This window comes from Mucilaginibacter pallidiroseus, assembly GCF_007846085.1.
GTDB classification, from domain to species: Bacteria; Bacteroidota; Bacteroidia; order Sphingobacteriales; family Sphingobacteriaceae; genus Mucilaginibacter; species Mucilaginibacter pallidiroseus.
In genome coordinates this window covers 186,344-210,609 of record NZ_VOEJ01000008.1, presented here as the reverse complement: position 1 = coordinate 210,609, position 24,266 = coordinate 186,344, and the positions used below count along the sequence as shown (strand labels likewise).

Sequence of the window (24,266 nt, the reverse complement as noted above, 5' to 3'; positions counted from 1 at the left end):
TATTACTTTATTGCTTTAGTCTTTTTTGTTTTAACTGCTTTCGGCTTTTCCGCTACCGGCAAAACCCTTTTAAATATTGCAGCGCCTAATGGCGGCGTGGTTATCATGATAGAGTTTTCCTTATTATGCCATGGTTGGGGCTCGGACGGTATTGGGTTGTAGTTTATAACACCCGTACCCCAATATGCTAACTGGTCGCTGTTAAACACCTCCTGCCATGTGCCGGCATGCGGTACGCCGACGCGATAACCCTCATGCACAACAGGGGTCATATTTAAAACAATTAACAAGTCGTTATCGCTATTGTCGCCTTTGCGCACATAGGCCAAAACCGAGTCGTTAAGGTTTTTTGCATCTATCCACTCAAAACCGCTCCAATCGAATGACTTCTCATAAAGAGCCGGTTGTGAACGATATAAATGGTTAAGTGCTTTTACGGCTTCTTTCATACCATTATGGCTTTCATACTGCAGCAGGTGCCAGTCAAGCGAGTTTTGATAGTTCCATTCGGAACTTTGAGCAAACTCGCTGCCCATAAACATTAATTTGCTGCCAGGGTGGCTAAACATATAGCTATATAACAGGCGCAGGTTAGCAAAACGCTGCCAATCGTCGCCCGGCATTTTCCTGATCATTGAACCTTTACCGTAAACCACCTCATCGTGCGAGAAAGGCAGCATAAAGTTTTCAGTAAACGCGTATATCAAGCTGAACGTAAAGTCGTTTTGGTGATACTGGCGATAAATAGGGTCTGTTTTAAAATAGTCTATCGTATCATGCATCCAACCCATCATCCATTTCATGCCAAAGCCCAGGCCGCCATTATAAACCGGCCTGCTCACACCCGGGAACGAAGTTGACTCCTCGGCAATGGTCTGCACATCCGGGAAGTTGCTGAATACGGTTGAGTTAAGTTCTTTTAAGAAAGATATAGCTTCCAGGTTTTCATTACCGCCAAAAACGTTTGGTTCCCATTCGCCGTGGTTACGCGAGTAATCAAGAAACAGCATTGAGGCAACGGCATCAACCCGCAAACCATCAATATGATACCGCTCCAGCCAAAACAAGGCATTGCTTATCAAGAATGCACGTACCTCGTTGCGGCCGTAGTTAAATATGTATGATTTCCAATCTGGGTGAAAACCCTTGCGCGTATCAGCATGCTCGTAAAGGTGCGTACCATCAAAATTATACAATCCGTGTATATCTCCGGGGAAGTGAGATGGCACCCAATCAAGTATTACCCCAATATCTGCCTTATGCAATTCCTCAACCAGATACATCAAATCCTGCGGCGTACCATAGCGTGATGATGCCGCAAAAAAGCCCGTGATCTGGTAGCCCCAGCTCGGGTAATATGGATGCTCCATCAACGGCATAAACTCCACGTGCGTAAAGCCCATATCTTTTATGTATGGCACAAGCGTATCTGCTATTTGCCTGTAGTTTAAAAACTCATCGGGGCTCTCGGGGCTGCGCGCCCATGAGCCGATGTGCAACTCGTATACAGAGTATGGTTTGTTAAGCGCGTTATGCTGATAACGCTTAGCCATCCAACCGGCATCCTGCCACTCGTAATACGTATCAGCCACAATTGATGCGGTTTGCGGGGGCAGTTCCCAACGCAAAGCAAACGGATCGGCTTTTTCGGTATCCTCGCCTGTTGACGAAAGAATATGATACTTATATACTTCCCCTACCCCTATATGAGGAATAAAACCTTCCCATATGCCAGACGAGTCCCAACGGTAATTTAACGAATGCTGGCGTTTTGTCCATCCGTTAAAATTACCAATAACGGATATGTACTGTGCGTTTGGTGCCCAAACAGCAAAGTAAGTGCCTACAACACCTTTATGTTCCACCACGTGCGAACCAAACTTTTCGTACAGCATGTAATGCTTACCCGCTCTAAACAGGTCGATATCAAACTCGGTAAAGCGGCTATATGGTTCAACGGCACTTAATTGCACAGTTTGTGCAGGCAATGTTTCCGGCTCCACGGCTGCTTTCTTATCCCTACGCGCTGCGGTTTTTTTAACAACCGGCTTTTCTACCTTAACACTATCTGACTCGGGGAAAACCGCGGCCTTAGGGGCTTTAGTTTTACTTACTTTTTGAGTCTTGATAGGTTTTGTTTCGGCTAAAGATGCTTCGGCCTTTTTTGTTTGTTTTGCCATATAGAGGGAGCGCATTACAACGCCCGTATTATTGGTCGACTGGTGTATGTCAAATATATAATTATTGAACATACAACAACGGCAGATGTTTATTTAAATGCGCATTATAAACATAAGCCGTTGAGCACGCGGGTTGTAAATAAAAAAGCCACAAAGGCTGCCGTTATTACGGCTTACTTTGTGGCTTATAAAAATCGCAGAATGCTTACTTTATTATCTCGATGTGCTTAAAGTTTTTAGGGAACTTAAACTCATAAGTCTTATCGGCATTTACAGCTATCTCCGTTATCTCCTTGCCATCGGCCAGTATTTTTGTAGGTGCAAACGGTAAGCCGTTTACTTTAAAGTGATAGCCTTCGTAGCGGGGCGTGTATAATCCTTCCATTGTTTGCTTGATGGTAAGCCTTTGGGCGTCACCGTTTACTACAAACTTTTTCTCGAGGTAGATATCCTGCTCATAGGCAAATGTTTCGCCGTAATCCTCAAACAGGAAAGAATTTACCTCATAATCGCTGTAGTAAATATTCAGTTTTACCTCCTCAATTTCGCGCTCGCCAGTGTATTGCATAACAGGATATTCCGGAATAACCGAGCCTGCTTTTACAAATATTGGCATAATATCAAGCGGGGTAGCAACTACATGCTCTTTGCCGCCTTCAACCATTTCGAGTGTCCACCAGTTGTACCATTTACCCTTTGGCAGGTAAACCCTACGCGATTGCAAGCCCGCATCCAGAACCGGGCAAATCAGGATCTTATCGCCATAGGTAAATTCGTCCTGGCGGAAGTGGTTTGATACCTCGCCTTGCTCATGCATTACTACAGGCCTCAAAATTGGGAAGCCATAACGGTGATGCTCCCAAAACGCTGAGTACAAGTACGGGATAAGCCTGTAACGCAGTTCAATAAATTTGCGGTTGATGCTGGTGAACGGTTCGCCAAAGCTCCATGGCTCGCGCTCCTTGGTATCACCTGCCGAGTGCGCACGCATAAATGGCGAAAATGTTCCCATCTGGATCCAGCGGGTAAACAGCTCGCCATCAGGCTCGCCGCTAAAGCCGCCAATATCTGTACCGCAAAATGATATACCCGAGGTTGATAATCGCTGTAACTGGATGTTACCAATTTTAAGGTGCTCCCATGATGCTACGTTATCACCCGTCCATACAGATGAATAGCGCTGCACGCCCGAGTAACCCGCCCTGGTGATGGTAAAAGGGCGCTTATTTTTCATTTGCTTGCGCAGGCCCTCATAAGTAGCCCTTACCATTTGCATCCCGTAAACATTATGTGCCTTGCGGTGCGAACCACGGTAACCATCGTACTGGTGCCTTACATCGTCAGGAAAAGTGCCCGAGCCAAATACAGCAGGCTCGTTCATATCGTTCCAAACGCCGGCTACACCGGTTTCAACCAAATCATCAAACAAGTCGCCCCACCATGCCCTTACCTCAGGGTTGGTAAAGTCTGGAAACTGGCAACGGCCCGGCCATACGTGGCCCTCCATAAAGTAGTCGTCGCTGCGACGGCAAAAATATTTCTTTTCCTTACCCTCTTTAAATACCCAGTAATTGTCGTCCACACGGATACCCGGGTCGATAATCACAACCGTTTTAAACCCTGCAGATGCCAGCTCTGCAATCATCTTTTTTGGGTTGGGGAAGTATTTGGGGCTCCAGGTAAAGCACCGGTAGCCATCCATATAATCGATATCCAGGTAAATACTATCGCACGGGATCCTGTTCTGGCGGAAACCGTTGGCTATAACTTTAACCTTATTTTCTGGATAATAGCTCCAACGGCACTGGTGATAGCCAAGCGCCCAAAGCGGCGGCATTGGGTGGGTGCCCGTAAGCAGGTGGTAATTTTTAACCACATCCATCATATGCGGGCCGTGGATGTAATAATACTGCAGTTCGCCGCCGTCTGCAAAAAAGCTGGTCTTGGTGCGGTCTTCCGCGCCGAAATCAAAATAGGCCTTAAATGTGTTATCAAAGAAAATACCGTGCGCTATATTCTCATTTACGCTGATGTAAAACGGGATTGAACGATAAAGCGGGTCCTGATTAAAACTGTATGAGTAAGCATCGGTATTCCAGTTTTTTAAACGCTTGCCGCGCAGGTTAAGTTCCGTAGCCTTATCGCCCAAGCCGAAAAAGCTTTCCTTATCATAGCAGGTTTTGGTGCAAAAAACGTAGTAGCCACCAAACTGGGTGTTTTCTTCCCAGTGCATTGGCACGGCATCGGTGCTGGTAACATGCTCATCTTTATCAGAGAATGATATAAAGAAATCAGCCTTGCGTATGTGGCAGTTAACAGCTTCCGTGCTTACCCTAAACTCAAGGTCGGTTTCCAGTAAGGTAAACTCAACAGGCTTATTTGGCAATTGCGGTACCGCGTATGAGAAATCTTCCAGGAAAACGCTGTGCGGAGAAAGCCTCACCCTAATAATTTCTTTGGTTACTACTATTACTTCAACACTGGCGTCGCCATCTGTAAAGTAAATTTTATTGCCTACCTGTTTGGCATGGTTGGGAACGCCAAGATATTTTTTAACGATGGGTTTAATTCCATCGGCGGGATTATTTAAATGGTGAAATTCTTCATCCGCAATGGTTTCATCGGCTTCTAAAAGCTTGGCCGTTAAAAGTTCCGGATTAGGATTGGGTACGTTATTTTCCATAATTAATCATATAATTCAAATGCGGGCAAGGGAAACCCAAATCAAAATTAAAAAACTTGGGCAAAAACTTTAGCCGATAAATAATAAAGTGCTTTAAATTATAAGCTATAATGAAGCCGAAAATCGGTTTTATCGGGAAAAGATAATAGTTTAGAGCACACTTATACTTAACTGTCACGATATATTTTACTTAGCTACCATAGACTGATAACCTACCGATTAAATATGCCTGTAAATGATAAATGTACCTCTTAAACCGGGTAAGTAAATTCCGCACATCCGGAAAAATATTCCACAAAATTGCGGCTGCAACAGTGTAATCTTCTTGCTACATCAGAAACGCAGTATTAAACCATTTGACGGTTCAATTTGCAGTGCTACGCCATCATAAATATCAGCGGTTTCAAAAGTAATACCGCTCAACAAATCTGTAAACTTTGTTGCACCTGACATGTCCAGGCGGCCTAATAAATCAACTGGCATTTCAACAATAAGTTCCCGGCAGTTACGACTAAAGTTAGTTACTACCAACACGCGGCTTTGGGCAGTATATCGAATAAAAAGGTACAGCATGGTATCAAAGCCCGGCTGGTGCTCGTTAGCCATCATCAATTCATAAAACTCGCCCGAGTGTATGGCCTCATTATTTTTAACGATGTTTAGCAGGCTGCTGTAAAAATTGCGCAGCTGCACTTGCTGCTTAGATAGTTGCCCACCGTCAAAACTCCCATGGTTGGCCCATTTCTGCAGTTCGGGAACGCCCCAGTAATCAAATATGGTGGTGCGGCCATCATCGCCGCTAAAACCGCTGGCACCCAAGGCGGGTTCGCCCACCTCCTGCCCCGAATAAATCATTACCGGGCCGGTAGACAATGTTGCGCTTACAATCATGCCCGGTATAGCCAGCATGGCATCGCCGGCAAAAAAACGGCTTGCAATACGCTGCTCATCATGGTTTTCCATAAAACGCAACATGTGATCGTCTATACCCTTGGTATCATGGTTAATTACGGCATTTATTTGCCAGGTATTGGCACCATCGTGATTGCACGTAAGCCCACGGATGGTATCATAAAGGCCAACCTTATCATACAGGTAGTCGAAACCACCATTGTGTATATAGTTGCGGTACTGCTCCCTGTTATATGCTTCGCCAATGAATAGCAGGCCGGGGAATGACGCCTTCAGTTGCGGGATGAGCCATGCCCAAAACTCAACTGGGACCATTTCTATCATATCGCAACGGAAACCATCAACACCCATTTGTGCCCAATAGGTTAAAATATGCAGCATTTTGCTCCACAACGGGGGAACGGGATAGAAGTGGGTAGCACGGCCGTTCAAATAATCGATCCCATAATTAAGTTTGATGGTTTCGAACCAATCGTTTACAGATGGCTCGGCGTTGAACACATCGTTGCCTGTAGCTTTTGCCGGGTACTCGTCAAACTTGCCGTCTTTTAATGACGATGTAAGTTCATCGCCGCCGGGATTATACTCAGCCGGTGCAACAAAGTGCTGGCCGGGCAGGTAGTAAAAATCGCTTCGCGGACTAAACGCCAGGCTGGTGTCATCATCTTCACCTATATCACGCATGCCATCGGGCTTAACGTCAGACGAGTAGGTACGCGCCACATGGTTGGGCACAAAGTCTATAATTACCTTCATGCCGTTTTTGTGGGTACGGCCAACCAATTCTTTAAACTCCGAGATACGAAATTCCGCGTCGACAGCCAGATCAGTTGCGATGTCATAATAATCTTTGATAGCATAGGGTGAACCGGCCCGGCCCTTGACCACGTCCGGGTCGTCGGGCTTTATTCCGATGGCTGAGTAATCTGTCATGGTAGCGTGCTCGATAACACCGGTGTACCAAACATGGCTAAATCCCATTTCGGCTATCGATTGCAAGGCGGTGTCCGTTATATGGTTTAATTTACCCACCCCGTTCTCCTGCACCGACCCGTAAAATTTATTGGTTGTATTTGTATTGCCAAACAAACGAGGCAGTAACTGATATATGGTTAATTTATGGTTGGTTGACATTTTTCAATATTTTAATTTGACATGCTGAACGCAGTGAAGCATCTACTCGCCGATTGAAATGTTTGCAATCAGATTCTTCGTTTCTCAGAATGACAAAGCTATTTTTTGATCACTTCTTCGCTATTCGCTTTTATAAAATAACGTCCATCGTAAACCGATACTTCGATATCCCTATCAGATGTATTGGTTATAGCAACAGCCTCTTTACTTACTTTAATATTAAGCAGCACGCCCCTGAAACCGATATGAAACGAAAAAGCGTTCCATTTGGGCGGCAACAGCGGGTTAAACAACAACTGCCCATTTTTAACGCGCATGCCCCCGAAACCCTGCACTACCGACATCCAGGTGCCGGCCATGGACGTAATGTGGCAGCCATCCTCGGTATCATCATTATAATCATCAATATCCAGGCGCGAGGTGCGCAAATAAAACTCATAGGCTCTGTCAACATCGCCTAATTTGGCTGCTAAAATCGAATGCACGCACGGCGACAATGAAGATTCATGAACAGTTCTCGGTTCGTAATAATCATAATTTCGGCGGATGGTTTCGAGGTCGTAATCATCCTCAAAAAAGTAAAGACCCTGTAATACGTCGGCTTGTTTAATGAATGGCGAGCGCAGTATCCTGTCCCAGCTCCATTTTTTTACCAGGGGACGTTCTGATTCGGGCAGATCCTTAACCAGTGTCTGTTCTTTATCCAGAAAGCCGTCCTGCTGTAAAAATATTTGCAATTCATCGTCATACGGCAGGTACATTTTTGCAATGATGTCTTTAAACTTATCCGTTTCGGCCTGCTCATCAAAATTGATACGGGCAGCGAGTTCAGCGTATTTTGACGCATCTTTTGCCTTTACCTTTTCAATAACGTCAAGCGTATATTTCAAGCACCAAACTGCTATGGTACTGGTGTACCAATTATTGTTGACGTTGTTTTCGTACTCATTTGGGCCAGTTACACCCAACATTACATATAGCTCCTTTTGCGCGGACCAGTTTACCCTTTGCGCCCAAAAACGGGATATGGCTATCAGCACTTCTAATCCATAATCGGTTAAATATTGCTCGTCGCCGGTGTAGCGTACATAGTTGAACATGGCATAGGCAATGGCCCCGTTACGGTGTATCTCCTCGAAAGTTATTTCCCACTCGTTATGGCATTCGATACCATCCATGGTAACCATGGGGTAAAGGGCAGCACCGTTTTTAAAGCCAAGCAGCTGCGCATTTTCAATAGCTTTGCCCAATTGCTTATAACGGTACAATAGTAGATTGCGGGATACCTTCTGCTCGGCAGTGGCCAGGTAAAACGGCACGCAATAAGCCTCGGTATCCCAGTAAGTGCTGCCGCCATATTTCTCACCCGTAAAACCTTTAGGGCCAATGTTCAAGCGATCATCCTCCCCTGTGTAAGTTTGATTAAGCTGAAATATATTGAAGCGGATGCCTTGCTGTGCAGCAGCGTCGCCCTCAATTAAAATATCGTTGTGTTTCCATTTCTCGGCCCATGCTTCGGCTTGCTCTTTTAACATGATAGCAAAACCCTTTTCACTCACGCGCTCTACAGTATCCAACGCTTTTGCAGAAAGCTCCTGCTTTTCATAATTTTGCGAGGACAGGTTAGCTGCATATTTAAACAAGGTAACCGGCTGGTTGCGGGTAGCGTTTATCTTTATCTCCAGGCCAATGTATTTTTCCTTTCGTACCGGATTGGCCGAGAAATTAATTGGATACCCGCCCTGCAATACGGAAACCTTCATAGCGGTAGCAACTTCAAATCCTGTTTTCTTGGTACGCAATTGCAAAACGCCGCTGTCGCCGTTTACTTGCTTACTAACTTCGTCCCAAAACTTTTCGTCGTAATTGGCATCGGCATTTGCAATATCTCCATCAATAAACGTTGTTAAGGTTATTACGCCATCAAAGTTAAATGCGGTAACGGTGTAAGCTATAGCACCTGCCTCATCATCAACAATGCTGCAAAAGCGCGTGCTTTCAACCCTAAGCTCTTTCCCTGAAGCGGTTCGCACAGCCATGTTGCGGCTCAGGTAGCCTTCTTTCATGTTCAGTTCACGCCTAAAGTCGATAATTTCGCATTTCGCCAAATCGAGTTGCTCATCGCCAATCTTAACATCAATAGCTATCCAATTGGCGGCGTTAAGCACCTTGGCAAAGTATTCGGGGTAACCGTTTTTCCACCAGCCTACGCGGGTTTTATCAGGATAATATACACCTGCAACGTAATTGCCCTGCAAGGTTTCGCCGCTATAAGCTTCCTCAAAGTTGGCACGCTGCCCCATGCGGCCATTGCCCAGGCTAAAAACACTTTCGGCAACCTTGTTATATTCAGGATCAAAACCTTCTTCAATGATCTTCCACTCGTCAACCTTAAAATAGTTTTTCATGCTATTGTTTGTACCGCAAAGCGGCCGTTTAGTTTTTACTAAAGTATCTATTTAAACCATTACTAAGCAGATAAAGTCCTTTAAATATGTTTATGCAAAAGCCGCAATTTGCAGCTTACAACTATTAGCTTTATCTTGCATTACCTATCTATGAAAAATTCAGTATTGATCATCGGTGCCGGTGCGTCCGGCTTGATGGCTGCCAAAACACTTGCCAATGCCGGCAAGCAGGTTACCGTGCTTGAGGCGCGCAACCGTACCGGCGGGCGCATTTACACCATAAACAATTCTTCATTTTTTAGCCAGATTGAGCTGGGTGCCGAGTTTATTCATGGCGATTTACCCGTTACGTTGCAGCTGCTTAAAGAGGCCAATATTGAGTACCGCCAAGCAAGCGGCGAAATGTGGCGCTACCAAAACGGGCAATTCCATGAAAATGCCATGGTTATTGATAATTGGGACCTGCTGATAACTCGCCTTGAAGAGTTGCAGGAAGATACCAATATAGCCGATTTTTTGGATCAGCATTTCCCCGGTGACAAATATGCTGCGCTACGCGATGGCGTATGGAAATATGTGTCGGGCTATGATACAGCCGACGCCCGCAAAGCCAGTGCTTTTGCCATGCGCAACGAATGGCAAAATGAGGATATGGATGCGCAATACCGCGTTGATAACGGGTATTGTGCAGTAATTAATTATCTCAATAGTGAGATAAAGGCAAATGGCGGGGAGATTTTGTTGAGTTCTGTAGTGAAGAACATCAAATGGCAAAAAGGCGCTGTTAAAGCTACTACGCAGGATGGTAAAGTTTACCAAGCTGCTCAACTGATTATAGCTATGCCCCTTGGTGTATTGCAAACCATGAATGAACAAGCTTCAATAACTTTTGAACCGGCGATTGAAAATTACACCTCAGCTATACAGCAAATGGGTTTTGGCTCGGTTATCAAATTGCTGCTTGAGTTTACAGACGCTTTTTGGTTTGATAAAAAGGCGGAGGCGTTAGCGGGAGAAGACGTTAAACAAATGGGCTATTTGTTCAGCGACGAAGTTGTGCCTACCTGGTGGACACAAGCGCCCGACGAATCGAACGTGCTTACCGGCTGGGTTGCCGGGCCAATGGCGGCCGACCTGGTGAACTTGTCCGAGCAGGATATCCTGGAAAAGGCCTTACAATCATTAGCTAATATTTACAAGCTGGATATTGAAGCGCTGAAAGGCAAACTGATAGCCCGGCGCATCATGAACTGGACCGCCGACCCTTTTACCCGCGGATCATACGGTTACGATACCGTTGAAGCGCCCCAGGCACGGCAGTTACTAAACACAACTATTGAAGACACCATTTATTTTGCCGGTGAATATTTGTACAACGGAACCGCCATGGGCACCGTCGAAGCCGCCCTTAGCAGCGGCTTGGATGTGGGCAATAAGATAAATGATTTGGTGGTGGTAAAGTGAGGATTGTTTAATTCAGATTTCCATTGTCAAGAAAACGTTTAATTGACAACTTTATTTTGCTTCGTTCATAGTCAGTTTTGTTTCGTTGGTAAATTGCCTTTACACTCTTTTCATGGTCACAACATTCTAATTGATATCTTTTACATAAGCTATCAAAATACAATATCATTTTATACCCAACAACAGACCAATACTCCTCTTTAATTAGTGTTGTTTTTTTTCTGATTTGTAAAGTCAAACCTAAAGAAGCAGGACTATACTCTAAATTGCCAACAATTTCATCCCCTTTAAAAAAAATTACGCTGATCGCCGGAATAAAAACTCCTATTGGATCATCTGCATAAGTGTCCTTCCAAATATTCTTAACTAGATTTTTCAATCGTTTTGAATCCCTACTTTTCAATAATTTACCCTTACTTAAAGAACTATTTGAGTGATATTTTTGAAGATATAACGCAGGCGTATCAATACTTATAGTCAGCGGCGCAATATCATCAAATTGACAGTTAATGCTGTAAACTTTAGCTGAGTCATACTGAAAACCATCCATAACTTTTACTAATTCACTATCATGATAATGTTTTAAGTCTTGAGCTATTGCATTGAAGCTAACAAGTAAAATCAAAATTAATAAAGTAAAATTCTTGCCCATATATTTTTAGCTCTTATTACCCCTACACCGCCGCCATTTTTTCCTCGGCCATTTCAATATCCTCCGCGTCGGGTTGCATTGACTGCTGTTGATGCTCGGCCTGGGCTTCGTATTGCAGGTTGATATAGATAGGAAAATGATCTGAATTAAAGTTATTCAGGCGCTTTATTCCCCTGAGTTTAAAATCCGTTGATATGAAAGCATGATCCAGCGGAAATCGGAGGAAAGGGTAATGCGCATGAAAGGTATTAAAAAAGCCACGCCCGCGACGAGGATCCAACAGGCCGCTCATTTTCAGGAACAGCTCTGTCGTGTAGCTCCAGGCCACATCGTTGAGGTCGCCTATTACAATAACAGGTAGTTTTGATGCTTTTGCCATGTCGGCCACTATCAGCAGTTCCTTATCCCGTTCGGTGGATCGCGGATTTTCATTTGGCACAGGCGGTGTAGGATGCACGGCAAACAGCTCCACCTCGCGTCCGCTTCTCAACTTTATTTTAGTATTGATGGATGGAATATCATCTTCAACCAAATAATTCACTTTTGCATCCCTAAGCGGCAATTTCGAGTAAAAAAGCATGCCATATGTATTATCCAAAGGCACCTTTACACTATGGGGGTAATCACTACTAAGGCTGCTGGTTTCCTTATCCCACCGGGCATTGGTCTCCAATAGTAACAGCACATCGGGTTTATGTTTATGCACTTCGTTAAGGCAACCTTTGCTATTGGTATTGTCTTCATAAACATTGGCTATCATAACACATATAGAATCGCCGGGCTTATCTGTAAAGGTCCTTAAAACTTGCTTTCGGCCAACCGGGGTAAAGGGTAAAACCTGGGTAGCAAGGTAAATTATATTGGCTAAAAGCAGCACCAGCATTCCCCACTTCACTAAAGCATCGCCGTTGTAAAAGCTGATGATTAACGCCGCGCAAACCACAGATAAAACCAGTTTTTGCAATCGCGGATAGTCAAAAACCCTGAATACCCAATATTGATTCTTGGTAACAGACAACAAGGTAAAAGAGAGCAGTAACGCCGTAAAGAGTATCAGGAAAATATTCATGCGTATAAGATTCGGACTTGGCAACTTATCAGATTGCAAACCGCTATATAGAAGTATTGTTTTCTGAGGCTTTAGGAAACTTTGAGCTTCAGCAGCTTATTTAGCCCCCTGCGCCCTGCTCAACGAAAGGCCGCCGTCTACAACCTGCGTGGTGCCTGTAATGTAAGCGGCATCGTCTGATGCCAAAAACACGGCCACCTTTGCAACATCTTGCGGCATGCCCGATGTTTTGGAGGGGATGCGTTGCTCCAATGCTTTCCGGTACTCGGGCTCTTCGAACGCGCGCTTGTTCATTGGCGTTAAAATCATGCCGGGCGCAATATTATTTACTGCGATTTGCTTATCGGCAACTTCCATGGCCAGCGCACGGCTTAGCCCGCGTATGCCCGCCTTTGATGCGCAATAATCAGTCTTACCGGGGCTCACAACCTCCTCATGAACTGAGCTGATATTAATAACACGCCCCAGCCCACCGTTGGCCAGCCGGTGTTGTATAAACTTGCGGCTGCACATAAACGTGCCCACCAAATTGGTGTTAAGGGTAGCCATAAACTCGGCCACGCTAACTTCATGGATATATTTATCGGTACTGCGCACACCTGCGCAATTAACCAAAATATGTATTTGAGGGAAGTATTGAAGTGCAGCATCAAATAACGCATCGACAGATTGCTCATTGCTTACGTCAACCTGGACTATTACACCTTTCGCACCTGCTTGCTGCACGGCCAAAAGGGTTTCGGCAGCGGCCTCAGAATTGTTCAGGTAAGTAATCACAATATCAGCACCCTGTTGCGCAAACTCAACGGCTATGGCATGCCCAATGCCCGACTCGGTTCCTGTTATCAATGCAACTTTACCGCCGAGCTTTTTCATGCTTAAACGGCTTGGCCTGCCAACAGGTAAAGTACCGCCATACGGATGGCTACACCGTTTTCAACCTGGTCAAGAATTATGGATTGCTTGCTATCGGCAACATCGCTGGTTATTTCCACCCCACGGTTGATAGGGCCGGGATGCATAATGGTGATTTCTTTGTCAAGTCCATCGAGTATCTGCTTATTTAAGCCGTAAAGCATGCTGTATTCGCGCTGCGAAGGGAAGTATTTGATATCCTGGCGCTCCAACTGAATGCGCAGCATGTTGGCAACGTCGCACCAGTTAAGTGCCTTAAGCAGGTCATGCTCAACTTTTACGCCCAAAGCGCCAATATACTTTGGAATAAGCGTGGTAGGCCCGCAAACCATAACCTCGGCACCCAGCTGTTTAAGGCAAAGTATGTTTGACAACGCCACGCGGGAGTGTAAAATATCACCGACGATAACCACCTTTTTACCGGCAACATCGCCGTAGCGTTCGCGGATCGAAAAAGCATCAAGCAGCGCCTGTGTAGGGTGCTCATGTGCACCATCGCCGGCATTTACAATTTGTGCTTTTACATGCTTGGATAGAAATATGCCCGCACCGGCATAAGGATGGCGCATAACAACCATATCAACCTTCATGGCCAGTATGTTATTCACTGTATCTATCAGGGTTTCGCCTTTGCTTACCGATGATGACGAAGCTGCGAAGTTTACCACATCGGCTGAAAGCCTTTTTTCAGCCAGTTCAAAGGAAAGGCGGGTACGGGTAGAATTTTCAAAAAATATATTGGCAATGGTGACATCGCGCAGTGAAGGCACTTTTTTTATCGGGCGATTTAAAACCGTTTTAAAATTATCGGCCGTTTCAAATATCAGCTCGATATCTGCCCTGTTTAAATCTTTAATACCTAATAAATGCCGTGTGCTTAAAGCCATTTTGTATTTACTTATAAAATCATATCATTGCGCTTTAGGCTAATCTATCGGGAGATTGCTTCGTACCTCGCAATGACGCTCGTTATTACCGTGACCCTATTCTTCTTTACTTTCCGAAACCAGAACGATCTTGTCTTCACCATCGGTTTCTTTCCAGCTCACTACAACTTTTTGCGATGCGATGGAATCCACCTCGATACCCACATAGTCGGCAGCCACCGGAATATGTCGTGAGTACCGGCGATCGACCAGCGTAAGCAGCTCAACCTTTGCGGGGCGGCCAAAAGCCTGCATGGCATCCATAGCAGCCCGTATGGTACGACCTGTCCACAAAACATCATCCATCATGATCACTTTTTTGCCTTCAATAATAAAATCAATCTTGGTTTGGTTAGGCACCAATTGGCTTTCTCGCCTCCGAAAGTCGTCACGGTAAAAAGTTATGTCCAGGTCGCCCTGCTCTATTTTGTTATCGGGAAGTATTTTGCGTAATTCTTCGGCCACACGTTTTGCCAAATAAATGCCCCTTGGCTGGATGCCAATTAAAACGGAGCCCGAAAAATCGTTATGATTTTCTATTAATTGCCGGCATAAACGCTGAATTGTGATTTGAAATTTCTGACCGTCCAGCAGCGTTAGATTTTGCATCGTTTGGGTGGATTTGGGCAAAGGTAAAAATTATTTTGATTTTGTTGGGCGGCCTTTTGCTTTTCAAGTTAAAGGGTGCAATCTACCAGAAAAGATTTCTGAAAATTACCACTGTAAATATTTTTCATCTAAATTTCATGAAAAACGTTAGGTGCGTTAAACTTTGGGCTGATTTTTAGCTCCTACTATAAACCCCTAAATTTGTTTACCTTGTAACATTATCACATTTATGAAAAAGTCGTCCTTATTGCGCATCTTTTTACCATCAATTTTAACAACACTGTTTTTTAACGCCTTAGCGCAAAGTAACGTCTTGGTAGGCGTAAAAAAAACAGTTCAACAAGTTGAAAGCTTCTATAATAAAAAGCCTTCAGAAAAAATATATCTGCATTTTGATAAGCCTTACTACGCTGTAAATGACACAGCCTGGTTTAAGGGATATGTTACAAATGGCCAGGGCAATGCGCCATCTAAGCTTAGCGCAAAACTTTACATTGAATTATTTAATGATAGCGCACAGGTAATTAAGAGATTTGCTTTACCTGTTAACAATGGTTTGGCAGCCGGATATTTGGCGATGGATTCTGCCACTATATGGAAAGGTAATTATACTGTCCGTGCCTACACCAGCTGGACACGTAATTTTGGGGAAGAGTATTTTTTTCATCAGCAATTTAATATTGGCGATGCAAGCAACAATGGCTGGCTTTTTAATGCTAAGCAAAGTATAAAACCCCAGGGTACCAACACAAACGTTGGTATGGCTATTGATTTTACAAACATAAAAGCACAACCTATCATATCGAAAAACGTCGACATACAGGTAGTCCAAGGAAGTAAGAAAATTTCGTCGTCGAAGCAAAATACCGGCAGCAACGGGAAGATCGATTTGAATTTTAACATACCTGCAAATGCCGATAATGTCGTTGTACTAATCAGAGATGCTGTAAGCAAAAAGCAAATTGCAAGTATCCCGGTATATCCCGCTTTAAATAAAGAAGTTGATCTTCAATTTATGCCCGAAGGTGGCAATATGGTTGCGGGTTTGTATAACCGTATAGGTTTTAAAGCCATTGGCCAAAACGGCTTGGGTGTTGATGTTGAAGGTGTAGTTGTCGACAGTAAAAACAAACCGGTTAGTACATTGCAGTCGCAATATAAAGGTATAGGCAGCTTTTCATTTGTACCGCAGGCTGCAGAAACTTATAAAGCAATTATAAAATTTAACGGCACGCAAAAAACAGTATCGCTACCGGCCCTTGAATCTTCGGGAGTGGTTATGCGCGCCAACAGTGTTACCAATCGCGACTCGGTGTTTGTGTATTTAAACAGCAACAACACCACTATCCCACAGGGAGCAATGCTGATAGGCCAATCCAGAGACCAGGTTTTTTACGGGGCCCCGGTAACCTTTAATAAAAACAGTTTTAGCGTTGGTATTCCTAAAAATATTTTCCCTGCCGGCGTTGTCAGGTTTTCGTTACTCAACGCTGATGCGCAACCATTGGCCGAACGTGCTGTTTTTATTGAACAACCAGACAACTTGGCTATTAATGTTGCCCCAAGCCTTTCAAAATACAGCACACGCGACAGCGTAGCTCTCACGATATCTGTAACCGATAAACTTAATAAGCCGGTTACAGGATCATTCTCCGTTTCTGTAACGGATGATAGCCAGGTTGCGCAGCAACAATATGCCAACAACATTATGAGCAACTTATTGCTTACTTCAGATTTGAAAGGCAATATCGAAACACCTGCATGGTATTTTAAAGATACCACTCTTGAGGTAAAAAGGCAGCTGGATAATTTAATGCTTACCCAGGCCTGGGTTGGCTACAGTTGGGATAAAATAACCGCGCCTTTAACTGAGCCGGTTTTCGCGGCCGAGCCTACTAACGGAATTACAGGGAAACTCACCAATTTATTAAATAAGCCTGTGGCTGATACCAAAGTTTATTTAGTTGCCACCGGCGGCGGGGCTTTTTTTGCGGATACTGTTAGTAATAAAGATGGGTACTTTGCCTTTAATAACCTGCCCATTTCAGATACAATTGGTTATACCTTCAGGCTTAAAAACAGTAAGGGTAAAAATACAAACGCCAAGTTTACCATCGATGATTTTAAACCCGCAGCTTATACAGATGTACAAAAGCCGTTTGCACCACTTTACGCATCAAATGATACAACTGTAAACAATTATTTACTTAGCCAGAACCAGGCTTTCCACGAAAAACGGAAAACTAATTTTAACGGCATTAATCAACTGGAAACAGTAATTATCAATGGCCAAAAGAACGTTAGGGTTAATAACAATTTTTTGAGGGAGATTGATGGCATTGACGAAAAAGAATTGATTGCCGCAGGCGATAAAACGCTGATGGATTTAATTTACATAAGGCTTAGAGGCTTTAGGGAAGCAAGGTTTTTTGCAAATAACATTTCAAGCAGGCCTGTTGACCAGGGATACTCGCGCTTCGTGATAAACCAAGTAGCTGTCGATGATATTTTTGTTGACAATATAAGTTTGAAAGGAATGTTTGGAACCTTCTTTACAGACCCCATGAACGGCGCAGCTATGGCATACATAAAAGAGCTTTTAAATTACGTACCTGCATCGAGCGTTAAAAGCATCAAATTGTACGGCCCTGTTATTAACGTAATTTTTATTACTACCCGTGGTGGTCACGGCCCATGGATAAAGCCAACAAGGGGGCTTTATGTATATCATCCTTTACCTTTCCAAACTACGAGGAAATTTTATCAGCCCCGCTACGCAGCTAACGAAAACACCGGCCAGCCCGACCTTCGCTCAACCATATTTTGGGAGCCTAACATGGTTACTGACGCTAACGGAAAAGCAACGTTATCCTTTTATACGGCCGACAAACCGGGCACATACACCATAAATGTACAGGGTACGGATTTAAACGGACGGTTTGGCGTTTATACATCCAAGATTAAAGTACAACCAAGGCAAACGCAATAAACAAGTATATGCCTGCAAAATGCTGTTATTTTAAGTTTATTGCACTCATCCTTGCACTTGCTATAACAATTTCAGCCCGTGCGCAGCCCAATGCTGCCCACGGGCTGAAAAATTTAATAGCTGAGACCAAAGCATATTACGATAAGCATCCGGCCGAAAAAATTTATCTCCATTTTGATAAACCTTATTATGCCGTAGGCGACACTGTATGGTTTAAAGCCTATATAGTTATGGCTGCTGATAACATGCCTACATCTAAGAGCGCCAAATTACATGTAGAGCTAATTAATGACAGTAGTAAATTAATACAACAAATTACTATACCCTTGATTTCCGGCACGGGGCAAGGGTATATCCCGCTGGAAAAAGACATCATCAATAACGGCACGTATACCTTAAGGGCATATACCAGTTGGTCGCAAAATTTCGGGTACGACAATTTTTTTACTACACGCTTTTATATCGGTAAGCCGGGAAACTCATCGTGGCTATTGACAAATACCGTTAACTTAACAAACTTACCTGATGGTACCGAAATAGAGTTAACTGGAAGGCTTAAAACCATGCAGGGCAATTTAGCTGTTGCGAACCAACCTCTTGAAGTAAAAGTAAGTGGTAGCGGCAAAACCATTTTAAAAAACAGGTTAACAACATCTCAAAATGGCGAATTTAAATTCAGTTTCAGGTTGCAATCTGAAGGAACAGGCAGTGGTATCTCGGTAGATATCAGTGAGGCTAAAAATCAACGGCAACACATCACATTTCCACTAAATTTAGATATCCCTCAAAGTATAGATGTGCAATTTTTGCCTGAGGGTGGCTATTTGGTTGCCGGGCTTTTAAATAAGGTTGCGTTTAAGGCAGTTGGTACAGATGGCTTAGGTAAGGATGTAAAAGGCATAATTGTAAACAACAAAAATGAAACTATAACACAATTTTCATCAGCTAAATTTGGAATGGGCAGTTTCATGCTGGTGCCAAATGCCGCAGAAAGCTATACTGCCGTACTATCATCACCAAACGGAGATACGAGGCGGATAACGTTGCCAAAAGTAAAAGAGTCAGGCATTGTTATGCGGGTTGAGAATACCGTAAATCCTGATTCTGTGTACCTGTATGTTTCAGCTACACCTGATTTGGCGAGGAATCACTATGTTTTTATAACGCAAATACGCGACTCCGTTTGCTATGCTACAGAGATAGAGCTAACGAATGGTTTTTATAACGTTCGCATCCCTAAAAACCGGCTTGGGAAAGGAATAAATCAATTGGCTTTGTTAAACGCAAACAATCAACTATTAACACAACGACTGATTTTTATCGACAACCCGACAGGTAAACTTAATATAGATATACACCCAAATAACACTACGCTACATCCAAAAGATAGTATAGCTATCAATCTGCATGTTAGTGACAACATGGGAAAATCTGTCCGTGGAAACCTCTCGGTAAGCGTTACCAGCGATGATCTTGTAAAACTGGCTAAATATTCAGACAATATTTTTAGCCATATGCTGCTAAGTGCCAACTTGAAGGGGTACGTTGAAAATGCAGCCTGGTATTTTAAGGATAATAGCAAGGAAACAGTTAAAGCTTTAGATAATTTATTGCTAACACAAGGATGGGTTGGATTTAATTGGGATAACACAAATACTAAACAAAGTTTTATAGCTGAAACCGACAATGGTGTTAGAGGTAAGGTTACGGGTTTGTTTGGTAAACCATCGTCAGGTGTTAAAGTTGTGCTGATGTCTGCCCACAATGGAGAGCTTCTCCTTTTAGATACTGTTAGCGACGAGCAAGGCCGCTTTGCATTCACAGATTTACCGCTCAGCGATACTGCAGCCTACACTGTTAAACTCAGAACAAAGCGGGGCGGCTCGTCAGGATCAAACCTGCAATTCGACGACTTTGAGCCGGCTAAACTTGTTAGCTTACCAACACGCCAAATTATGCCTTGGCAAGTCAATCCGGATAGCACAATGATAAATTACGCGGTTGTTAGCCAGCAACAGGCTAAAAAGTTTGAGCGCATAAAAGCCGGGGAAATCAAAGGAGAACTGCTTAATGAAGTAGTGATAAAAAGCAAAGTATCGCCAAAGATGATAGGTAGCTTTTTTGCTGCTCCTAAACAAGTAATAAGCGAAAAGGAATTGATAAAAGCCAAAAGGGTTTCCCTATTTGATTACCTTACAGGCAGTGGTGCCGGCCTTTACAGTGGCCCTTTTAGACTATCGGCAAATCGGGTATTTTCTATCAAGGGAAATTTTTTAAGAGATATTATTGTTGACGGGCGGGGCGTATCGCAAAACTTTGTTTACAGCGGGCCTAACTCCTTTTATGACCATCTTAATAATTATTTACAGGCTACTATGGTTAGCGATACCAAGAAAATAGCCATTTACACTGGTTATATCGCGGCCATAAATGATGTGGTGGCATACCTGGTCATTACCACACGGGGCGGGCAGGGGCCTTTACAAAAATCGCCGGTGGGTACCTTTGTATATCGTCCGCAACCCATGCAATTACCTATGGACTTTTACAGGCCACGCTATCTCCCCAATATCAAAACAACAGAACCGGATTATCGATCAACCATACATTGGGAGCCAAACGTATTTACAGATAGCGACGGCCGTGCAACAATATCATTTTACGCTGCCGATAAACCTGCCACATATACCGTTACTGTACAAGGGGCGGACTTTAACGGACACTTCGGCTATAAAACAACATCCATAACTATATCTCCAAAAGCGGTATTAAAACAGTAAAATAAAAAATGCAATACACAAGTGATACAACAACCTGGCTATGGGCAACTAAACTGGCTTTCAGGTTCTTTTCTGTTTTTTTGGTGACCGTTATACTGCTCAACCCAAATGGCGGCATACCCCTTCCCTTTTTTCACCAGGCATATCAAATCTACTCCATTCCGTTTATGGTTTTGGCCAACTGGCTGGGTAAGAATTTATACCAGCTAAGCGGAGATTTAAAGCCTTTTCAAACAGGCAGTGGCGACACAACACTCAATTATCTGTTGCTGCTATCCGCCCTTGTTACAAGCATAATTATAACGGCGATATGGTCGGCGCTCGATTATAAGCGTCGTAACTACAGCAAACTGCTGTATTGGGTTTCAGTAATTATCAGGTACTATTTGGCTACCACTATGGTGATGTATGGTTTTGCCAAGATCTTTAAAACGCAGTTTCCGTTCCCCGGCACTTATCGCCTCGAGGAAACTTATGGCGCTTCATCGCCAATGGGTTTGGCCTGGACATTCTTTGGTTACTCTGCAGGCTACAATTATTTTATGGGCTTTGCCGAGGTTTTGGGCGGCGTACTTTTATTTTTCAGACGCACGGCTACATTTGGCGCGTTGGTTACCCTTGCCGTATCGGCAAACATTATGATGGTAAATTATTGCTTTGATGTGCCGGTTAAAATTCTGTCGACAACGCTGGTGGTTTTAAGCCTTTTCTTGCTGGCTAAAGACGTTAAAAGGCTATTTAACTTTTTTGTAATGAACAGGCCGGTAGCCCCGGCAATAGTGGAAGCACCACGATATAGCAAATGGCAAAATATAGCGCTAGCGGTAGTGAAGTACCTTTTTATAGTCGAAGTGCTGGCAGGTAATATTTATCAGGGTATTTACCGCCAAAAACAAATGAAGCCCTATACCGAGCAGCAAAAGGTATATGGCAAATATGAAATTGTTAAGCCAATTGATCAGTTTAAATGGACGAGCCTAACCATCAATAAAGATTCAGCAGTGTTTGGGCGTAGCGGCCTTGCACCTTTGGGATTTTTGTGCAATGTGGATATGGCAAGTAAGCAGCTATTTTTGTTTGTAGACGACGACAAAGTGCCTCATTACAAATTTGGCTTTAAACAACTTAGTGCAGGGAAAATGGTGCTTGACGGTAACTACCAGGGCATCAATTTTAACCTTGATTTGCTTAAAGATATGGATAGTAACAATAACCGCTTGATGACGCGTGGCTTCCATTGGATAAACGAATATCCTTACAACCGCTAAGCATTAATTATATAAAAAGTAGCTCAACAAAAAAGCCCTCCCGAAAAATCGGGAGGGCTTTATATTATGCGAATCTTTTAAAGATCAAACTGATTACTCAGCGCCTTCTTCTGTTGCATCAGCTTCTGGCGTTGCCGGAGCAGCAGGCTTTTTAGCCGCTTTGCTTTCAGCACCTTCCATCTGCTCTTTTAACTGAGCGAGAACGCTAAGGTCACCTAAAGTTGATTTCTCAACAGATTCTTTCACTTTTTTCACCGCGTTAGTAGCAGATTTTGCCTCTTTTTTACGGTTTTCAAACTCTTGTACACGAGCATCAGCACGAGCTTCTTCCCATATACGTGAGTGAGAAATCACTATACGTTTGTTTTCTTTGTTAAATTCAATGATTTTGAATTCGGCAGTTTCTTCAGCTTTAACTGATTTACCGTCTTCTTTAACCAGGTGTTTGGTTGGGCAGAAGCCTTCAACACCATAAGGTAAAGCTACGATAGCACCTTTGTCAGTTACTTTGATAACTGTACCTTCATGTATCGAGTCGATAGTGAATACAGTTTCGAAAGTATCCCAAGGGTTTTCTTCAAGCTGTTTGTGGCCTAAGCTCAATTTACGGTTATCGATATCAAGCTCTAAAACTACTACGTCTAATTTTTCGCCAACCTTAGTAAATTCGTTAGGGTGGTTTACTTTTTTAGACCATGATAAGTCAGAGATGTGGATTAAACCATCAATACCATCTTCAAGCTCAACAAATACACCAAAGTTGGTCATGTTTTTAACAGTAGCAACGTGAGTTGTACCTACGGCGTATTTCTCGCCAGCGTTTTGCCATGGATCAGGAGTTAATTGTTTGATACCTAAGCTCATTTTGCGCTCGTCGCGGTCAAGAGTTAAAACTTGAGCTTCAACTTCGTCGCCAACTTTCAGGAATTCCTGAGGGTTACGCAGGTTTTGAGACCATGACATTTCTGATACGTGGATCAAACCTTCAACACCAGGGATGATTTCAAGGAATGCGCCGTAATCAGCAACAGTAACAATTTTACCTTTAACTTTTGAACCAACCTGAATATCTTCAGAAAGGCTTTGCCAAGGGTGTGGAGTTAATTGTTTTAAGCCCAGAGCGATACGTTTTTTCTCGTCATCGAAGTCAAGAACAACAACGTTGATCTTTTGATCCAATGCCAATACTTCACGCGGATGCTCGATACGGCCCCAAGAGATGTCAGTAATGTGTAGTAAGCCGTCAACGCCACCAAGGTCGATGAATACACCGAAATCAGTAATATTTTTAACTGTACCTTCCAATACCTGGCCTTTTTCAAGTTTGGCCACGATCTCGGTTTTTTGGTTTTCCAAATCGTCTTCGATAAGCACTTTGTGCGATACCACAACGTTTTTAAACTCATGGTTTATCTTAACAACTTTAAATTCCATTGTTTTACCAACGTACACATCATAATCGCGTATCGGTTTGATATCGATTTGTGAACCTGGTAAGAAGGCTTCAACGCCCATAATATCTACGATCAAACCACCTTTAGTTCTGCTTTTAACAAAACCAGTAATGATCTCATCATTGTCCAGAGCCGAATTAATACGCTCCCATGATTTTTGAGTTTTTGCACGTTTGCGTGAAAGCACTAACTGACCGTTAGCATCTTCCTGCGATTCAACAAATACTTCAACTGTATCGCCAACTTTCAAGTCAGGCGTATCACGGAATTCAGAAACTGATACTAAACCGTCAGATTTAAATCCGATGTTTAATACAACATCTTTATTATTGATGCTTACAACTGTACCAGAGATGATTTCTCCTTTAGTGATAGAGCTAAAAGTGCCATCATAAAGTTTCTCAAATTTCTCACGGTCGCTATCGCTGTAGTTACCAAATTTTTTATCGTCGGCATCCCAGTCAAAATCTGCTGATGGGGTAGCAAGGATTTGTGACTTGATGTCTTCAATAAGTTTTGAATCTGCTTCAGACTCAATTGTTTCTTTTTCTGCGGTTGCGTTCACTGTACCCAGTTCAGCTTCCTTAGCTTTTAATTCTTTTTCTGCTTCTTGTTTTTTTGCCATTAATTAATTTTACTCCTTTTTCCCAACACTCGTTTGGGACTGCAAAGGTACGGATATATTTTTCATACATAAAAGAAATTTCAATGTTAATTATTGATTTTTAGGCAGTTTTTATAAAAATGAGGCTCGTATATGTACAAGCGGCTAAGTATGTGGCTTTGAAGTATATATTCATCGCAGGCTCAGCACTTTAAAAAA

At 43.3% G+C, this 24,266-nt stretch carries 14 protein-coding genes; 4 read left to right on the top strand and 10 right to left on the bottom strand.

The features are described 5' to 3' along the window. Positions 1–2: 2 nt before the first annotated feature. The 4 genes from glgB to FPZ43_RS16450 form a co-directional block, all read right to left on the bottom strand. Positions 3–2,180: a 1,4-alpha-glucan branching protein GlgB gene (glgB, locus tag FPZ43_RS16465; RefSeq protein ID WP_146383028.1), complete on the bottom strand. Its 2,178-nt coding sequence runs from the start codon at positions 2,178–2,180 to the stop codon at positions 3–5. A gap of 205 nt (positions 2,181–2,385) precedes the next feature. Beyond that, positions 2,386–4,863, bottom strand: coding sequence for a glycoside hydrolase family 31 protein (locus FPZ43_RS16460; RefSeq protein ID WP_146383027.1), 2,478 nt, complete (start codon positions 4,861–4,863; stop codon positions 2,386–2,388). A gap of 333 nt (positions 4,864–5,196) precedes the next feature. Next, entirely contained in the window at positions 5,197–6,909 is a 1,713-nt protein-coding gene (locus tag FPZ43_RS16455) for an alpha-amylase family protein (RefSeq protein WP_146383026.1), read from the bottom strand. A 98-nt stretch (positions 6,910–7,007) separates the two neighbouring features. After that, a complete protein-coding gene (locus FPZ43_RS16450) occupies positions 7,008–9,317 on the bottom strand; it encodes a glycoside hydrolase family 65 protein (protein WP_146383025.1) in 2,310 nt (769 codons plus the stop codon). A gap of 150 nt (positions 9,318–9,467) precedes the next feature. On the opposite strand from FPZ43_RS16450, the gene FPZ43_RS16445 reads away from it, so the two are divergent. Continuing rightward, the gene (locus FPZ43_RS16445; protein ID WP_146383024.1) at positions 9,468–10,781 is read left to right on the top strand and encodes a flavin monoamine oxidase family protein; all 1,314 of its coding nucleotides are present in this window, start codon (positions 9,468–9,470) and stop codon (positions 10,779–10,781) included. 7 nt (positions 10,782–10,788) lie between these two features. On the opposite strand, the gene FPZ43_RS16440 is transcribed toward FPZ43_RS16445, so the two are convergent. From FPZ43_RS16440 to pyrR, 5 genes are all read right to left on the bottom strand, one after another. Further along, positions 10,789–11,433, bottom strand: a complete 645-nt coding sequence (locus FPZ43_RS16440) for a hypothetical protein (RefSeq protein ID WP_146383023.1) — start codon at positions 11,431–11,433, stop codon at positions 10,789–10,791. 22 nt (positions 11,434–11,455) lie between these two features. Continuing rightward, positions 11,456–12,502, bottom strand: coding sequence for an endonuclease/exonuclease/phosphatase family protein (locus FPZ43_RS16435; RefSeq protein ID WP_146383022.1), 1,047 nt, complete (start codon positions 12,500–12,502; stop codon positions 11,456–11,458). A 96-nt stretch (positions 12,503–12,598) separates the two neighbouring features. Further along, positions 12,599–13,378, bottom strand: a complete 780-nt coding sequence (locus FPZ43_RS16430; protein ID WP_146383021.1) for an SDR family NAD(P)-dependent oxidoreductase — start codon at positions 13,376–13,378, stop codon at positions 12,599–12,601. 2 nt (positions 13,379–13,380) lie between these two features. Then, complete coding sequence (locus FPZ43_RS16425) at positions 13,381–14,304, bottom strand: aspartate carbamoyltransferase catalytic subunit (RefSeq protein WP_146383020.1); 924 nt, start codon at positions 14,302–14,304, stop codon at positions 13,381–13,383. A 96-nt stretch (positions 14,305–14,400) separates the two neighbouring features. After that, positions 14,401–14,952, bottom strand: coding sequence for a bifunctional pyr operon transcriptional regulator/uracil phosphoribosyltransferase PyrR (gene pyrR / locus FPZ43_RS16420; RefSeq protein ID WP_146383019.1), 552 nt, complete (start codon positions 14,950–14,952; stop codon positions 14,401–14,403). A 229-nt stretch (positions 14,953–15,181) separates the two neighbouring features. Between pyrR and FPZ43_RS16415 the strand changes: the two genes are divergently transcribed. From FPZ43_RS16415 to FPZ43_RS16405, 3 genes are read left to right on the top strand one after another with little or no spacing between them, the layout of a single operon-like run. Then, complete coding sequence (locus tag FPZ43_RS16415) at positions 15,182–17,941, top strand: carboxypeptidase-like regulatory domain-containing protein (RefSeq protein ID WP_146383018.1); 2,760 nt, start codon at positions 15,182–15,184, stop codon at positions 17,939–17,941. A gap of 8 nt (positions 17,942–17,949) precedes the next feature. Further along, positions 17,950–20,721, top strand: a complete 2,772-nt coding sequence (locus FPZ43_RS16410; RefSeq protein ID WP_146383017.1) for a carboxypeptidase-like regulatory domain-containing protein — start codon at positions 17,950–17,952, stop codon at positions 20,719–20,721. An 8-nt stretch (positions 20,722–20,729) separates the two neighbouring features. Beyond that, a complete protein-coding gene (locus FPZ43_RS16405) occupies positions 20,730–21,989 on the top strand; it encodes a DoxX family protein (protein ID WP_146383016.1) in 1,260 nt (419 codons plus the stop codon). Positions 21,990–22,082: 93 nt separating this feature from the next. Here FPZ43_RS16405 and rpsA read toward each other — a convergent pair whose 3' ends face one another. Continuing rightward, entirely contained in the window at positions 22,083–24,068 is a 1,986-nt protein-coding gene (rpsA, locus tag FPZ43_RS16400) for a 30S ribosomal protein S1 (RefSeq protein ID WP_146383015.1), read from the bottom strand. Positions 24,069–24,266 lie beyond the last annotated feature (198 nt).

Excerpts from the sequence above, each read along its gene's own strand:
- FPZ43_RS16425 (WP_146383020.1), bottom strand. The coding sequence starts at position 14,304 with ATGGCTTTAAGCACACGGCATTTATTAGGTATTAAAGATTTAAACAGG.
- FPZ43_RS16460 (WP_146383027.1), bottom strand. The coding sequence starts at position 4,863 with ATGGAAAATAACGTACCCAATCCTAATCCGGAACTTTTAACGGCCAAG.
- FPZ43_RS16415 (WP_146383018.1), top strand. The coding sequence starts at position 15,182 with ATGAAAAAGTCGTCCTTATTGCGCATCTTTTTACCATCAATTTTAACA.
- FPZ43_RS16405 (WP_146383016.1), top strand. The coding sequence starts at position 20,730 with ATGCAATACACAAGTGATACAACAACCTGGCTATGGGCAACTAAACTG.
- FPZ43_RS16430 (WP_146383021.1), bottom strand. The coding sequence starts at position 13,378 with ATGAAAAAGCTCGGCGGTAAAGTTGCATTGATAACAGGAACCGAGTCG.
- FPZ43_RS16450 (WP_146383025.1), bottom strand. The coding sequence starts at position 9,317 with ATGAAAAACTATTTTAAGGTTGACGAGTGGAAGATCATTGAAGAAGGT.
- FPZ43_RS16410 (WP_146383017.1), top strand. The coding sequence starts at position 17,950 with ATGCCTGCAAAATGCTGTTATTTTAAGTTTATTGCACTCATCCTTGCA.
- glgB (WP_146383028.1), bottom strand. The coding sequence starts at position 2,180 with ATGGCAAAACAAACAAAAAAGGCCGAAGCATCTTTAGCCGAAACAAAA.
- FPZ43_RS16435 (WP_146383022.1), bottom strand. The coding sequence starts at position 12,502 with ATGAATATTTTCCTGATACTCTTTACGGCGTTACTGCTCTCTTTTACC.
- FPZ43_RS16445 (WP_146383024.1), top strand. The coding sequence starts at position 9,468 with ATGAAAAATTCAGTATTGATCATCGGTGCCGGTGCGTCCGGCTTGATG.
- rpsA (WP_146383015.1), bottom strand. The coding sequence starts at position 24,068 with ATGGCAAAAAAACAAGAAGCAGAAAAAGAATTAAAAGCTAAGGAAGCT.
- FPZ43_RS16440 (WP_146383023.1), bottom strand. The coding sequence starts at position 11,433 with ATGGGCAAGAATTTTACTTTATTAATTTTGATTTTACTTGTTAGCTTC.
- pyrR (WP_146383019.1), bottom strand. The coding sequence starts at position 14,952 with ATGCAAAATCTAACGCTGCTGGACGGTCAGAAATTTCAAATCACAATT.
- FPZ43_RS16455 (WP_146383026.1), bottom strand. The coding sequence starts at position 6,909 with ATGTCAACCAACCATAAATTAACCATATATCAGTTACTGCCTCGTTTG.